11 protein-coding genes are annotated in these 13552 nt (G+C 72.6%); 4 read left to right on the top strand and 7 right to left on the bottom strand.

Annotated elements, in window-relative coordinates:
- Positions 1 to 104: 104 nt before the first annotated feature.
- From SAVERM_RS11595 to zapE, 4 genes are all read right to left on the bottom strand, one after another.
- Complete coding sequence (locus tag SAVERM_RS11595; RefSeq protein WP_244905197.1) at positions 105 to 1559, bottom strand: SulP family inorganic anion transporter; 1455 nt, start codon at positions 1557 to 1559, stop codon at positions 105 to 107.
- Between the two features lie 32 nt (positions 1560 to 1591).
- A complete protein-coding gene (locus SAVERM_RS11590) occupies positions 1592 to 2173 on the bottom strand; it encodes a carbonic anhydrase (protein ID WP_010983650.1) in 582 nt (193 codons plus the stop codon).
- A 148-nt stretch (positions 2174 to 2321) separates the two neighbouring features.
- The gene (locus SAVERM_RS11585) at positions 2322 to 2714 is read right to left on the bottom strand and encodes a hypothetical protein (protein ID WP_010983649.1); all 393 of its coding nucleotides are present in this window, start codon (positions 2712 to 2714) and stop codon (positions 2322 to 2324) included.
- A 157-nt stretch (positions 2715 to 2871) separates the two neighbouring features.
- Positions 2872 to 3969, bottom strand: coding sequence for a cell division protein ZapE (gene zapE / locus SAVERM_RS11580; RefSeq protein WP_037650007.1), 1098 nt, complete (start codon positions 3967 to 3969; stop codon positions 2872 to 2874).
- 37 nt (positions 3970 to 4006) lie between these two features.
- Here zapE and SAVERM_RS11575 point away from each other — a divergent pair, with 37 nt between their 5' ends.
- The 4 genes from SAVERM_RS11575 (at position 4007) to msrB (ending at position 7488) form a co-directional block, all read left to right on the top strand.
- On the top strand, positions 4007 to 4825 hold the full coding sequence (locus tag SAVERM_RS11575; protein WP_010983647.1) for a pyrimidine reductase family protein: 819 nt from the start codon (positions 4007 to 4009) through the stop codon (positions 4823 to 4825).
- 197 nt (positions 4826 to 5022) lie between these two features.
- Positions 5023 to 5496 carry a hypothetical protein gene (locus SAVERM_RS11570; protein WP_010983646.1) on the top strand — a complete coding sequence of 158 codons (474 nt, stop codon included), beginning with the start codon at positions 5023 to 5025 and terminating at the stop codon, positions 5494 to 5496.
- 176 nt (positions 5497 to 5672) lie between these two features.
- Positions 5673 to 7067: a UDP-N-acetylmuramate--L-alanine ligase gene (gene murC, locus SAVERM_RS11565; RefSeq protein WP_010983645.1), complete on the top strand. Its 1395-nt coding sequence runs from the start codon at positions 5673 to 5675 to the stop codon at positions 7065 to 7067.
- Positions 7068 to 7080: 13 nt separating this feature from the next.
- A complete protein-coding gene (gene msrB, locus SAVERM_RS11560; protein ID WP_010983644.1) occupies positions 7081 to 7488 on the top strand; it encodes a peptide-methionine (R)-S-oxide reductase MsrB in 408 nt (135 codons plus the stop codon).
- Positions 7489 to 7528: 40 nt separating this feature from the next.
- Here msrB and SAVERM_RS11555 read toward each other — a convergent pair whose 3' ends face one another.
- The 3 genes from SAVERM_RS11555 to SAVERM_RS11545 form a co-directional block, all read right to left on the bottom strand.
- Positions 7529 to 8323: an HAD-IIA family hydrolase gene (locus tag SAVERM_RS11555; protein ID WP_037650010.1), complete on the bottom strand. Its 795-nt coding sequence runs from the start codon at positions 8321 to 8323 to the stop codon at positions 7529 to 7531.
- Positions 8324 to 8713: 390 nt separating this feature from the next.
- Positions 8714 to 12475, bottom strand: a complete 3762-nt coding sequence (locus SAVERM_RS11550; RefSeq protein ID WP_137951398.1) for a CHAT domain-containing protein — start codon at positions 12473 to 12475, stop codon at positions 8714 to 8716.
- Between the two features lie 145 nt (positions 12476 to 12620).
- Positions 12621 to 13550, bottom strand: a complete 930-nt coding sequence (locus tag SAVERM_RS11545; protein ID WP_010983641.1) for a hypothetical protein — start codon at positions 13548 to 13550, stop codon at positions 12621 to 12623.
- Positions 13551 to 13552: the final 2 nt, after the last annotated feature.

Here is a 13552-nt window from a genome sequence, read left to right as displayed (position 1 = left end):
GATGCCTCGAGAGGCCCCTTCATGTCTGCTCCTGCAACGATAATTCCGCCGGGGCCCCAGAAGCGAGGGGCCCGCCGGTACGGGTACCGGCGGGCCCGAGGGCGTCAGGAACCGGAGGTGACCTTCACCGGCTCGGTCCCGGCCCCGCTGTGCCGCTGGGCCCAGTTCTCCAGGGCCGTACGGCAGGCGTGGTCCAGGTGGTGCAGCCCGGCCAGGTCCAGCTCGACCGGGCGGTCCTGGGGCAGCGCCTCCAGGCTGTCGAGGATCTTCGGCAGCCGCAGGAAGGTCGCGTTGCCGGACAGGTACGCCTGGACGGGCCCGGCACCCTTGTCGATGACGTCGAGGCGTACGTGCGAGGCCTCCCACGCCGTCTTGACGACGGCCAGCGCGAGCCCGATCAGCACGCCCTCGAACATGCTCACCGCGACGATCGACACCGCGGTGACGACGAGGATCAGTGCCTCGCCGCGGTGCTCGCGCCACAGGGTCACGATCGCCCGTACGGGAACGAGCTTGGCGCCGGCGTGCACCAGGATGCCCGCGAGTGCCGGGATCGGGATGTACGCGAGCACGGACGGCAGCAGCGCGGCGAACAGCAGCAGCCAGACACCGTGCAGCACACGGGACGCCTTCGTCCGCGCGCCCGCCTGGACGTTGGCCGCGCTGCGCACGATCACCGCCGTCTTGTCGTACTGGGTGCGCGGACCGTCGTGCAGCCGGTCCACGGCCGCCGCGCTGAACAGTTGTCGTACTGGGTGCGCGGACCGTCGTGCAGCCCGGTCCACGGCCGCCGCGCTGAACAGCGACTCGGCGGACGCGATCAGGGTGAAGGCGACGATCGTGGCGAGGAGGCCGACGCTCGCGAGGTCGCCGAAGGCGGTGAGGGACGGCGGCTGGACGGCACCGAGCAGCCCCTTCACCTCGACGGTCGCCACCGGCAGGCCGAACGCCGCGGCGGCGAGCGTGGCCAGGCCGACCGCGGCCAGCGGCGCCGGTACCGTACGCACCTTGCGCGGCAGCCGCCGCCACAGCACGAGCACGGCGACGGTCCCGGCGCCGAGTGCGAGCGAGGCGAGTGCCTCGGTGCTCCGGGCCGCCGCTATGAGCGCCTCGGGCAGACCGGCGATCTTGCCCAGGCCGGAGGCCGGGGCCTTGGCGCCGGCCACCGAGTAGAGCTGGCCCGCGATCAGGACGAGCCCGATGCCGGCCAGCATGCCCTCGACGACGGAGACCGAGATGGCCCGGAAGTAGCGCCCCAGCTTCAGGGCGCCCATGAGGAGTTGGAGCGCACCCGTGGCCAGGACGATGACGCCGAGCGCGGGCAGCCCGTACTCCTGGACGGCCTCGAAGACCAGCACGGTCAGCCCGGCCGCCGGGCCCGAGACCTGCAGACTGCTGCCCCGCATCAGCCCGGTGACGATGCCGCCCACGATGCCGGTGACCAGCCCGAGTTCGGCCGGCACGCCGGAGGCGACGGCCACACCGACACACAGCGGCAGGGCCACCAGGAAGACGACGAGGGAAGCGGCGAAGTCCTGCCGCAGATGGGGGAACTTCACGAGGAACCTGTTCGGGGACCGCACGGCGGCGCTCACAGGGCCGTGAAGGTGTCGGTCTGCGGACGGTGGGCCAGCACGGAGCCGGTGTGCACCTCGTAGAACCAGGCGTGCAGCCGTAGTTGACCACTCGTCAGTTTCGCCGAGACGCACGGGTACGAGCGCAGGCGCAGCAGCTGGGTCAGGACGTGGCTCTGCACCGCCTCGGTGACGGCGGGGTCCTCGACCGCGCCTGCCGGGCGGGGAGCCGCGTGTGCGAGCCAGTCGCGCACGGCGGGTACGGCGGTCAGGTCGTCGCCGCGCACCAGGGCGCCGACCGCGCCGCAGTGGGAGTGGCCGCAGACGACCACGTCGGTGACCTTGAGCACTTCGACGGCGTACTCGATGGTGGCCGCCTCGCTGGTGGGGTGCTGGGAGGCGGCGTACGGGGGGACGATGTTGCCGGCGGTGCGCAGTTCGAAGAGCTCACCGGGCCGGGCGCCGGTGATCAGGGCGGGGACGACCCGGGAGTCGGAGCAGGTGATGAACAGGGCCTGCGGTGACTGGCCCTCGGCCAGCTGGGCGAACTCCTCGGGGCGCTGTCCGTGCGCACGGGCATGATCGATGAGGGGCTGCATTGTCAGTTCCTCCTGGCGCGCCTCGATGGCGCGTCGGCGTACGAGAACATGGCAGATGCGGGTACGACGACATGACCCCACGTCTACGCGCTCGGCGGACGTGGCGTGGTGAGGGTGGGTCGTGCCGGTTCGTGCCCGAAGGGGCAGCTCAGCAGCGGAACACCTGAAGTGCCGCGGGGGAGTGGGCGGTCGAGGATCTGGAGGTGCGGTGCGACTCGGCACCGGCCTCCGTGGGGTGCGTGGCGGGGGAGCCGTATCCCATGAACACCAGCACGGGGGGCGCGGAGGCCGAGGTCGCGGCGGCGCCGTGGCGATCACGGGTGCGCAGTGGGCCGGTCGGGCCCGCAGGGTGTTCGGACTCGCCGCAGGAGGCGACCTCGTCCGCGCGCTTGGCGACGAATCCGCCCGAGGCTGTGGGGGCGGACGCGTGGGTGTCGCTGTGCGTGGCCGCGAAGGACGCGGTGGGAGCGAAGAGTTGCAGGGCCAGCAGGGCGGTGGAGAGGATCGTCAGCACGAACCGGACCGTCGTACCTCGCACCATGCGCCTCCTCTCCCGCTGCGTCGACTCGGCGTCGTTGACTACGTTAACGCGCCTAAGTTGTTTGCAGGGTTAACTTTACATTTCAGGTAAAGAAGAGCCCAAAAGCCGAGGTGGGAATGGCTTGAAGTCGCCCATGCAGCAAACGTGTTTGGGGTTGCTACGCCGCTACGAGCCCCTTGGCGTCGCGGGCGAGGGCGGTGAGGCGGGAGATCGCACGGAAGTACTTCTTGCGGTAGCCGCCGTTCAGCATCTCCTCGCTGAACAACTGGTCGAAGGGCAGCCCCGAGGCGAGCACCGGGACCTCGCGGTCGTAGAGCCGGTCCGCGAGCACGACGAGCCGCAGCGCCGTCGACTGGTCCGGCACCGGCTGGACGTCGGTGAGGCACACGGCCCCGAGCCCGTCGGTCAGCGCGCCGTACCGGCTGGGGTGGACCCGGGCGAGGTGCTCGAGCAGGTGCGGGAAGTCGTCGAGGGACGCCCCCGGGGTGGCGTACGCCGCCTTCGTCACCTGCTCGTCGGAGTACGGCGCCGGAGCCGCGGGCAGCCCGCGGTGACGGTAGTCCTCACCGTCGATGCGCAAGGGGCGGAAGTGTGCGGACAGGCCCTGGATCTCGCGCAGGAAGTCGGCGGCCGCGAACCGGCCCTCACCGAGCTTGCCCGGCAGGGTGTTCGAGGTGGCGGCCAGCGCGACGCCCGCGTCGACCAGCTTGCCCAGCAGCGTCGACACGAGAACGGTGTCGCCCGGGTCGTCGAGTTCGAACTCGTCGATGCACAGCAGCCGGTGGCCGCTCAGCGTCTGCACGGTCTTCTGGAAGCCGAGCGCGCCGACCAGGTTCGTCAGCTCCACGAAGGTGCCGAAGGCCTTCAGCTCGGGCTCGGCCGGGGTGGCGTGCCAGAGGGAGGCGAGCAGGTGGGTCTTGCCGACGCCGTAGCCGCCGTCGAGGTAGACGCCGCGGGGGCCGGCCGGGGTCTTCGGGGCCTTCCCGAAGCCGAACAGCCTGCGCCTGCCGGAACCGGAGGCGTGCGCCCCGCCCAGACCGGTGGCGAAGTCTTCGAGGACGCGGACGGCCTCGGTCTGACTCGGCTGGTTCGGGTCCGGGATGTAGGTGGCGAAGCGGACCGAGTCGAAGCGCGGTGGCGGCACCATCTCCGCGACGAGCCGGTCGGCGGGGACGTGCGGCGCACGGGCGCACAGGGACAGCGGGGCCGCTTCGGCTATCGGATCGATACCGGAGGCGGCGGTGGAGGACGACACGGTTCCCCACTCTAGTTGCCGTGCCACACTGCACGTCATGCGACGCCTGTTCCCTGTGACGGAAGAAACAGCAGCCCAGGCCTCGGGAGGGGCTCCCGGCGCGGATGCGGCGGACCGGGAGTGGGGGCTCGACGAGCTGGCCGCGGCCTACGCGTATCCCCGGGCCGGCGCCGCGGGCGGGCCCGGCGGCCGTACGCCCTGGCTGCGCGCCAACATGGTGACCACGCTCGACGGGGCAGCCCAGCACGAGGGCCGCTCGCAGCCCATCTCCAGCGCCGCCGACATGCGGATCTTCGGCACCCTTCGGGGGCTCGCGGACGTGGTGGTCGTCGGTGCGGAAACGGTACGGCAGGAGGGGTACCGGCCGGCCCGCGCGCGTGCGGAGTTCGCGGAGCTGCGGGCGGCGGCCGGGCAGGGCCCCGCGCCCGCGATCGCCGTGGTGACGGCGAGCCTGGACCTGGACTTCTCGCTTCCGCTCTTCACCTCGGCCTTGGTGCCCACGCTCGTCCTGACCGGGGCCGCCGCACCCCCCGACCGGGTCGCCGCCGCCGAGAAGGCGGGCGCGCGGGTGGTGGTGGCCGGGGACGGCAGGGGCGTGGACCCGGCCCGCGCCGTACGTGCCCTGGGCGACCTCGGGATGACCCGGCTGCTCACGGAGGGCGGCCCGCGGCTGCTCGGCCAGCTGGTCGCGGCCGGTGTGCTGGACGAGATGTGTCTGGCCCTCTCCCCGATGCTCGTCGCGGGCGACGCGCAGCGCATCGCCTCAGGGCCGTCGGTGGCGGTGCCGGCCCGCTTCGAACTCGTCTCCCTGCTGGAAGATGCCGGGTTTCTGTTCGGCCGGTACCGGCGCCGCTGACCATCGGGTCCGGGGCCGGTACCGCCGGCCCTGGCCGACACGTAGCGGAATCACCCGTTCCGTTCCGCTGCCGCTGGGCACACTAAATCTCGCAGACTCCGTGCGGTTACGGGGCAGGATGGTTTCCGCAGGGCCTCGCGGCCCAGCGGAGGAGAGAAGGCCCCGCGCGGGCCTTCACAGCAGAAGGGGCGCCAGTCGTGTTCACGAGCGTATTGATGATCGAGAAGGCTCTGACGTCCGCCGACGTGGAGTTCGTCACCACCCTGCACGGCGACGAGGCGGTCTCCTTCCACGTACTGCTGCAACCCCGCGGTGATCAGGCGGACCGGCTGCTGCGGGCCATCGACGACGTCGCGCTGGGTGAGCTGGACGAGGCGGCGCACGAGCGGGAGACCCCGGAGGGCAAGGACGCGGCGGCCCTCGGGGGGCAGGCTCTGGAGGTGTCCCTCGCCGCCCTGCACGCATCCGGCAGCGAGGCGGTGGGCCGCCTCATCGAGGACCATCCGCTGGACGCGCTGAAGGCGCTGGTGGACGAGGTGGACGCGGACGAGGTGATCGTGCTGACGGACCCCCACTACGTGGAGGAGTTCTTCCACCGCGACTGGGCGTCGAGAGCGCGCCACAAGGTGGGGGTGCCGGTGCTGAAGCTCTTCTCGCACAGCAAGGCGTAGGCCCGCGGGTCCCCCACGGCAGGGCGTAGGCCCGCCGGCCCCGTGGGGCGTCGCCTGCACGGGGCCCGTACGGCAAGGCATAGGCTTGGGGCGCGCTCGCTCTCCGGAGTGCGCGCATCGTCGTACCGCTAGTCGCACCACGTACCGCTCGTCGCACCTCTTGGGGAGAAACACGCATGGCACCCGGTCTTCCTACCGCCATGGACCGACCGCACTTCATCGGGATCGGCGGCGCCGGGATGTCGGGCATCGCGAAGATCCTCGCGCAGCGCGGGGCCAAGGTGGCCGGCAGCGACGCGAAGGAGTCCGAGACCGCCGAGGCCCTGCGGGCACTGGGCGCGACGGTGCACATCGGGCACGCGGCCGAGCACCTCGCCGACGACGCCACGTGCGTCGTCGTCTCCTCCGCGATCCGCGCGGACAACCCGGAGCTGGCCCGCGCGGCGGAGCTGGGCATCCCGGTCGTCCACCGTTCGGACGCCCTGGCCCGGCTGATGGACGGCCTGCGCCCGATCGCGGTGGCGGGCACGCACGGCAAGACGACCACGACGTCGATGCTGGCGGTGTCGCTGTCCACGCTGGGCCTCGCCCCGTCGTACGCGATCGGCGGCGACCTGGACGCCCCCGGCTCGAACGCGCTGCACGGCGAGGGCGACATCTTCGTCGCCGAGGCGGACGAATCGGACCGCAGCTTCCACAAGTACGCGCCCGACGTGGCGATCGTGCTGAACGTGGAGCTGGACCACCACGCCAACTACGCGTCCATGGACGAGATCTACGCGTCCTTCGAGACCTTCGTGGACCGCATCACCGAGGGCGGCACGCTGGTGATCGCGGCGGACCACGAGGGCGCGCGGGAGCTGACGCGGCGCGTCACGGCGAGCGGCGTACGGGTGGTGACGTACGGCGAGTCGGCGGACGCCGACGTGTGCGTCCTGTCCGTGACCGCGCAGGGCCTGAAGAGCGAGGTGGAGGTCCTGCTCGACGGCACGGAGCTGACCTTCACGGTGTCGGTCCCCGGCCGGCACTACGCGCACAACGCGGTGGCGGCGCTCGCGGCGGGGGTGGCGCTGGGCATCCCGGCCGCGGACCTCGCTTCGGCCCTGGCCGCCTACACGGGGGTGAAGCGGCGCCTCCAGCTCAAGGGTGAGGAGGCGGGCGTCCAGGTCATCGACTCGTACGCGCACCACCCGACGGAGATGACCGCGGACCTGGAGGCGATGCGGGCGGCGGCGGGTGACGCACGGATCCTGGTCGTCTTCCAGCCGCACCTGTTCTCGCGCACGCAGGAGCTGGGCAAGGAGATGGGGCAGGCCCTGGCGCTCGCGGACGCGTCCGTGGTCCTGGACATCTACCCGGCCCGCGAGGACCCGATCCCGGGCATCACGAGCGAGCTGATCATCGAGGCGGCGCGGGCGGCGGGCGCGGACGTGACGCCGGTGCACGACAAGGCGGAGGTCCCGTCGGTGATCGCGGGAATGGCGAGGCCGGGCGATCTGGTTCTCACCATGGGCGCGGGCGACGTGACGGAGCTCGGCCCGCGGATCCTGGACCGTCTGTCGAAGCAGTGAGGGGCTGAGGCTCGTGTCGTACGACATCGAAAAGCCGGACGAGGCATGGCGCGCGGAGCTGACCCCGGCCGAATACGCGGTCCTGCGCAAGGCCGGCACGGAGCCGGCGTTCACGGGTGAGTACACGGACACCAGGACGAAGGGCGTCTACTCCTGCCGTGCCTGCGGCGCGGAGCTCTTCACGTCGAACGAGAAGTTCGAGTCGCACTGCGGCTGGCCGTCCTTCTACGACCCGAAGAACACGGACGCCGTGGAGCTGATCGACGACCGTTCGCACGGGATGGTGCGGACGGAGGTGCGGTGCGCTCGCTGCGGGTCGCATCTCGGACATGTGTTCGAGGGGGAGGGGTATGCGACCCCGACCGATCAGCGGTACTGCATCAACTCCATCTCGTTGCGGCTGGCGCCGGACGAGGGCTGAGGCAGGCGGGCACGCCCGGGGGTGACCCCTCGGGCAGGCCCTAGCGGCGCACGACGGAGTCCAGCAGGGCGGGGAGATCCGCGACGGAGTCCAGGACGTGGTCGGGCCGTGCGCTCGCCGCGTGGTGCGTTTCGGGCAGGTATTTTCCGGTCTTGACGAGGACACCGGTGATACCCGTGCGCTGTGCCGCGAGCACGTCGGACTCGATGTCGTCGCCGACCATGACCGCCTGGCCGGGGCCGGCCCCGAGGCGTGTCAGCGCCGCCTCGAAGAACGCGGGCGCCGGCTTGCCGGTGATCTCGGCCCGAGTGCCGGCGGCGTGCTCCAGCCCGAGCAGGAACGCACCGCTGTCGAGATCCAGTCCGCGGTCGGTGCGCCAGTACAGGTTGCGGTGCATCGCCACCAGCCGGGCGCCCCGCTGGAGGTGGCCGAAGACCCGGTTGAGCGCCGCGTAGTCGAACTCTGGGCCGGCACCGCCCACGATGACGACGTCCGGGACGGTGTCGGTGTCGTCGAGCAGGGTCACGCCGACGAGGTCCTCCCGGATGTCACCGCTGTTCAGCAGGGAGCAGCGGGCGCCGGGACAGTGGTCGGTGAGATGGGCCGCGGTGGCGGTGGGTGCGGTGAGGATGTCCTCGGCGCTCACCGGGAAGCCCGAGGCGCCCAGTGTCGCAGCGATCGACGCGCGCGTACGGGACGTCGTATTGGTGAGCAGGACCACGCCGAGGCTGGCGTCGCGGATCCGGTGCAGCGCCTCGATCGCGCCGGGCAGTGGCTTCCACGAGACGGTGAGCACACCGTCGATGTCGATCAGGACCGCACGTACGGCATCCATGTCAGGACAATACCGCGGGGTCCGTGGGTGCGTCGCTTCGCACACGAATAACCTGCGAGACGGGCTCCCTGCGCCGGTATGGTCCGGATCAGGTTCCAGAGGTCGCTGTCAGGTCCTGCGACCTTCCAGCCTCTCAGCCCGACCGTCGACGTCGGCCCGGGCGGAAACCACGTACTCCCAGCTTCACGCCAAAGTCGGCTACTCCGGTCGAACTCCCTCGCTCGTCCCGCAGGCTGTTTCTCATTCTAGTGCGGTCAACAGGAAATGAACCCTCCTAAATCGGGATTTTTTACCCGTCTGGCGCTCGTCCGCTCGTCCGCTCGTCCGCTCGTCTGGCGCCCGCCCGGTGCCCGTCTCCGGCCCGTCTTCCGCCCGCCGCACACGCGCCGCTCAGGCCCCCGCGTGCACCAACGCCGACCACGTCCAAGGCCGCTCCCGGTCGTCTTGTCTCAGCGAGCGCACCGTGTGGTGCAGGGCCAGGGCCGCGGGCAGGGGGCCGGGGCCCGGGAGGGAGGGGGCCAGGGTGCGGTGGAACTCGGCCGCGGCCCTGGCCGCGAAGGAGTCGCCCACCTCCCAGAGCGTGGCCACCGACTGGGCGTAGCCGGCGAGCTGGAACGCGGAGCCCAGGTGGATCACCTCGTCGGCGAGCGCCGCGGTGGCGCCGCCGCGGGCCGTGCCGCAGGCCGAGAGGTAGGCCAACTCGGCCGTCTCCAGGTGGAGCTCGGCGATGTCGCGGATCAGCAGGTCGCCGTCGGCCAGCAGCAGCCGGCCGGCCGACAGGTCCTCGGGGTCACTGTCCGCGTGGCACGCGAAGTGCACCACGGCCGCGTCCACCATGGCCGCACGCACCGAGTCCCGGGTGGCGGCCGGTCCGATCAGCGGAACGCCTCCGCCCGCCGCCACCGCCTCGGTGGCCTCCGTGACCGTACGGGCCAGCGGGGCCTGTCCGGCGGTCTGCGGCATGGCCACGGCCAGGGTGCGCCGCCGGCCGGGTGCCGCGCGCCTGCGGGCCCGGCTGAAGAGCAGGGCGCGCAGGGTCGGTGTGTACGAGGAGGCCACCCGGTCCAGGACGGCGGCGTCCGCCGCCTCCCCGCTGCCGTGGCGCCCGGCGGCATGCAGCGGAAAGGAGTTGAGCACCCCGGACGGCGACCACCACAGCCGGGGCCAGGGCGCTCCTGACTCCGGCGGACCGGTGAACCCGAGGGCGTCCAGGACCGGTTCGGCCAGTACGTCCCACAGCCAGGCCAGCGTTCCCGTGAAGATCTCCCGGGCGTCCTCGAACAGAGGGTCGCGCGGTCCGGCCGTCAGTGCCTCGACGGCGACCCGGAAGGACTCGGCCTGTGCCACCAGATCGGAGGCGTACAGCCGCGGCAGCGGTACCGCGCGCAGCCCGTCGGGGCACAGCGCCAGGGCGTCACAGCGGCGCGGGTTGATGTTGACGCTCACCACCGGCCCCTCCGCGGCGGCGGGCAGCAGGTCGTCGAGACCCAGGGGAAGCGGGGTCAGAAAGCGCTGGAAGCCCGGGTGCTGCTGGAGTTCGGCGACGAGCCAGGCCGCGTCGTCGGAAGCGGACCGCAGCTCGTCCTCCTCGTCCGGTGTGGGCCATCGGCCCGGTTCCCTCGCCGTGCGGAGCGCCCGGATCCGTTCCAGCGCGGCCCGCAGCCGGCCGTGCAGCTTGGCGTCCGCACCGTGCAGGACCTCCAGTTCGCGGCGGGCGTTGAGCGCCCCCGACAGCAGATGCGCCCGGCCGTCCTCCAGGGTCTCCAGCGCTTCCACGGGGTCCCGGTCGTCGAGCGCGGTGGCGGCGCCGTCGGAGGCCAGCCGGGTGATCAGGCTGGGCGACTGCCCGACCCCGGGCGGTGCCTGGCCCAGCAGCCCGGTGCGCTGGATCCGCGACTGGGCCGCGGAGGTCCACTGCGTCAGCAGCATGGCCGTGCGCCAGCCGGGAGCCGGCGCCGAGGTCAGCTCCCGGGCGATGCCCACGGCCTCCTCGTAGTCGGCCTCCTCGGACCACAGGGCATGGCGGACGAAGAGGGACAGGGCCAGGGTGGTCCGGGTCTCGGCGTACTCCGGCGTGTCCGGGGCGAGTTCCGTGAGCCTCCGGCGGGCGGCCCGCACCCCCTCCTCGACCGCCTCCAGCTGCTCGAACGGCGACTCGTACGCGAACGCCAGTGCCGTATGGGCGCCGAAGAGCTCCGGCTTGATCCCCAGCTCCTCCAACTGGGCGGGCAGTTCCTCGAACAGCTCCCGCATCAGCGGCAGGGCCCGGCGCATCAGCTGCAGACGCGTCCGGGTGTCGCCCGGCGCGTACATGGACTCGTACATGATCTGCACGAGGCGCAGCATGTTCCGCCCGCCGTGCAGCAGGCGGTGCTCGCGGGAGTCGGGTGGCAGCCGCGGCAGCAGTCGTTCGTGGATCTCCAGCAGCTCGTCGAGGCTGCTGGTGTCCGGCGGCTCCTCGGACTCCTCGACCCGCCCGCCCGGCGGCCCGGGCGCGCCCTCGTCGTCGTCTCCCGCCAGGAACGCGGCGACGGCGCCCGCGCGTTCCTCCTCGGGCAGCCTGGCGATGCGCCGGGCCTGGAGCTCCATCGCCTTGGCGAAGATCTCGTTCAGGCCGACCCGGTCCGGGTAGCCGAGGACCATGCTGCCGAAGTCCATCAGTTCCTGGCTGCGGCTCCCGCCCCCCTCCCCGCCGAGGCCGATCAGATTCATCACGGACCGCATCGGGTGGCCGGTCGTGTCCCCGGACAGCAGCGGGAGCATGACGTCGTCGATGGCCTGCCAGTCCGCCTGCTGCTCGGGGGTGAGGTCCGCGCGGGAGTCCAGCTCTCCCTTGAGCATGGCCGCCTCCACGAGCAACGCCCGGGCGATCTGCTCCCGGCGGGGGTCTGTGGCGTACGCGGACTCGCCCTGTACCAGCAGGTCGATGGTCTCCTGCGGATGCTGTGCCACCAACCGGTTCCCCGCCAGCCGCAGCAGTACGTCCCCCCGCTCCGGGTGCCCTTCGGGGGTGAGGTCGAGCAGGCGCCGCAGGGTGTCGACGGCCTGCTCGGCCTGTGCGGCGGCGCGCGGCCGGTCGTCCGAGGGGGAGCCGATCACCACGGCGTCGGCGAGCCGGTCGAGGCGGGTGCGCAGCATCTCCCCGTCCTCGGCGGGCGTGGTGAGGTCCACGGCACGCCGGAGCGCGTCGACGGCCTCCTCGCGGACCTCCGGGCCCGGCTCCTCGCCCTCCCCGGCGGTGCGGGCGCAGAGGGTGAGGGTGTAACCGAGGTCGGAGTACATCTGCGGGAGGTTCTGGTCGACCTCCGTGGCGGTCTGGGTGGCGATGCGCAACATCGCGGCGGCCTCGGCCAGTTGGGTGCGGTCCTCGGCCTGACCGGCCGAGGCGAGCAGCGCGAGGCCGAGGCCGTTGGCGCACCGGGCGTGGTTCGGGTGCTCGCGCGGGGTGGCGGCGAACGCGGTGCGCAGCACGGAGACGGCCTCCGCCAGCTGCTCGGGGTCGGCCTGGCCGGGGGAGGAGACGGGGGTCGGGCCGCTCAGGAGCAGGGCATAGCCGAGGTTGCATCCGGCCAGGGCGCGGTCGTGGCCGTCGGGCGACAGATGGGGAAGGGCCTCGCGGGCCAGGTCGGCCGCAACGCGGATGGCTTCCGGGTACGCCAGGGTGATGCCCAGTTCCAGCAGCAGCATCGCCAGGTTGGCGAGGGACGCGGCGTGCTCCTGGACGATCTCCTCGGGGGCGTCGGGCCGTCGGCCCTCGGCGCCGAGGAGCTGGTCGAGTCCGGCGCGCAGGGGAGGGGGCAGGACATCCGGCTGGTCCGGCAGGTGGCAGTAGAAGGGGGCGAGCAGCAGGAGGGCGCACTGGCCGTCCTGTGCGGCGGTGGGGGCGTCGGGCCGGTCGTCCGCGACGAACAGATACATCACTCCGAGTACGTACGCCACTTCGGCGTCGAGTGCGTGGCCGCCGCCCGTGGCCGGGTGGGGAGCCACGAGGTGGCGCAGCAGACGGTCGGTCTCCTGGCGTGCCTCCGCGGTGTGCAGATGGCCGTTGCCCGTCGGTCCGCCCAGCGCGTCCAGGCGCCCCCGTACCGCCCGTAGCAGCCGTTCCCGCTCCGCCGGCCGGTCCTCCCCGGGCAACTGCTGTGGCTCGGTCATCTCGTGCACCCCGTTCTCGCGTCCGGTCCCGTGGTGTGGGCGCCGTGGTCCGGTGCCCGGGTGTCCTGTGCGTCGCTCCCGTGTCCGGGCGGCAGGGGTCCTCCGCTCCCGCGTTCGGCTGTCACGGGCGTCGTGGTCCCGCGTGTCACGGGCGTCGTGGCCCCGCGCCCTTGCGGAACCGTTCGGTGACGGCGGGGCCCAGGCTCGCCCGGACCGGGCGGGCCTCCTCGTCGAACCGTTCGAACAGCTCCTGGAGATGGACATCGACCGCCGACTCGACGAGCTCGGCGTACTCCTCGGCCCGGTCCCGGCCCCGCCGCCAGGCCACCAGCGCCGCCCCCGCCCCGGCCACGGCGCTCGGCCACCACACCGCGCCCAGCAGGAGATACAGGACCGCCCAGCCGCCGAGGCGCATCGCCTCGTCCAGCCGCTGCCTGGCCTCGGCCAGCGGCTGACGCGTGGAGTCGGGGAGCACCAGCCACAGCCGGGGCCACGCGTCGGACAGCTCCAGGCGGTACTCCAGCCGGATGCGCACGGCGGGGGCGCGCAGCCGGTCCCCGATCCAGGTCGGGCATTCCGGCCGGGTCAGGGCCACTTGGTTTCTCAGCACCTCCAACGCGCCCAGCCGGGCGGCACGTTCGGCGGCCCCCTCCGTGTCCTGCGCCACGGCCCGGCGGCAGGCGTCGTCCCGTTCCTGCCAGATTCTGCGCCGCCGCCCGGTGAGCGCGGCGGCGGGCCGGCTCAGGAGGCGGGGCCAGCTGCCGAGCAACGCCTGTTCGTACGGCCCGCCGAGCGCGTCGGCCACCAGCGCGGCGGCGAAGGACGCGGCCAGCACACCGAGCAGCAGCACCGCCGTACGCGTCGAACCCGAGCCCGCGCCGGGGCCCGCCCCCGAACCGGCTCCGGTGAGCGCCGTCACCCGCAGGCGCAGCAGGTCCACGTCCGACCAGGCGCTCTGGCGCAGGGTCAGGGCGACGGCCGCGACGGTCGTGAACAACAGGCCGGGCAGGACGAGCGTGGCGGCCCAGCGTTCCGCCAGTTTCCGGCCGACATCGGTGACGAATCCGGAGAGCATGT

This window comes from Streptomyces avermitilis MA-4680 = NBRC 14893 (assembly GCF_000009765.2).
GTDB lineage: Bacteria > Actinomycetota > Actinomycetes > Streptomycetales > Streptomycetaceae > Streptomyces > Streptomyces avermitilis.
Note: the sequence above shows the minus strand (reverse complement) of the source record. Positions and strands in the feature narration are given on the sequence as shown.

Coding starts and splice junctions, on each gene's coding strand:
- SAVERM_RS11590 (WP_010983650.1), bottom strand. CDS start 2,173: ATGCAGCCCCTCATCGATCATGCCCGTGCGCACGGACAGCGCCCCGAG.
- SAVERM_RS11585 (WP_010983649.1), bottom strand. CDS start 2,714: ATGGTGCGAGGTACGACGGTCCGGTTCGTGCTGACGATCCTCTCCACC.
- SAVERM_RS11575 (WP_010983647.1), top strand. CDS start 4,007: ATGCGACGCCTGTTCCCTGTGACGGAAGAAACAGCAGCCCAGGCCTCG.
- murC (WP_010983645.1), top strand. CDS start 5,673: ATGGCACCCGGTCTTCCTACCGCCATGGACCGACCGCACTTCATCGGG.
- SAVERM_RS11555 (WP_037650010.1), bottom strand. CDS start 8,323: ATGGATGCCGTACGTGCGGTCCTGATCGACATCGACGGTGTGCTCACC.
- SAVERM_RS11550 (WP_137951398.1), bottom strand. CDS start 12,475: ATGACCGAGCCACAGCAGTTGCCCGGGGAGGACCGGCCGGCGGAGCGG.
- SAVERM_RS11545 (WP_010983641.1), bottom strand. CDS start 13,550: ATGCTCTCCGGATTCGTCACCGATGTCGGCCGGAAACTGGCGGAACGC.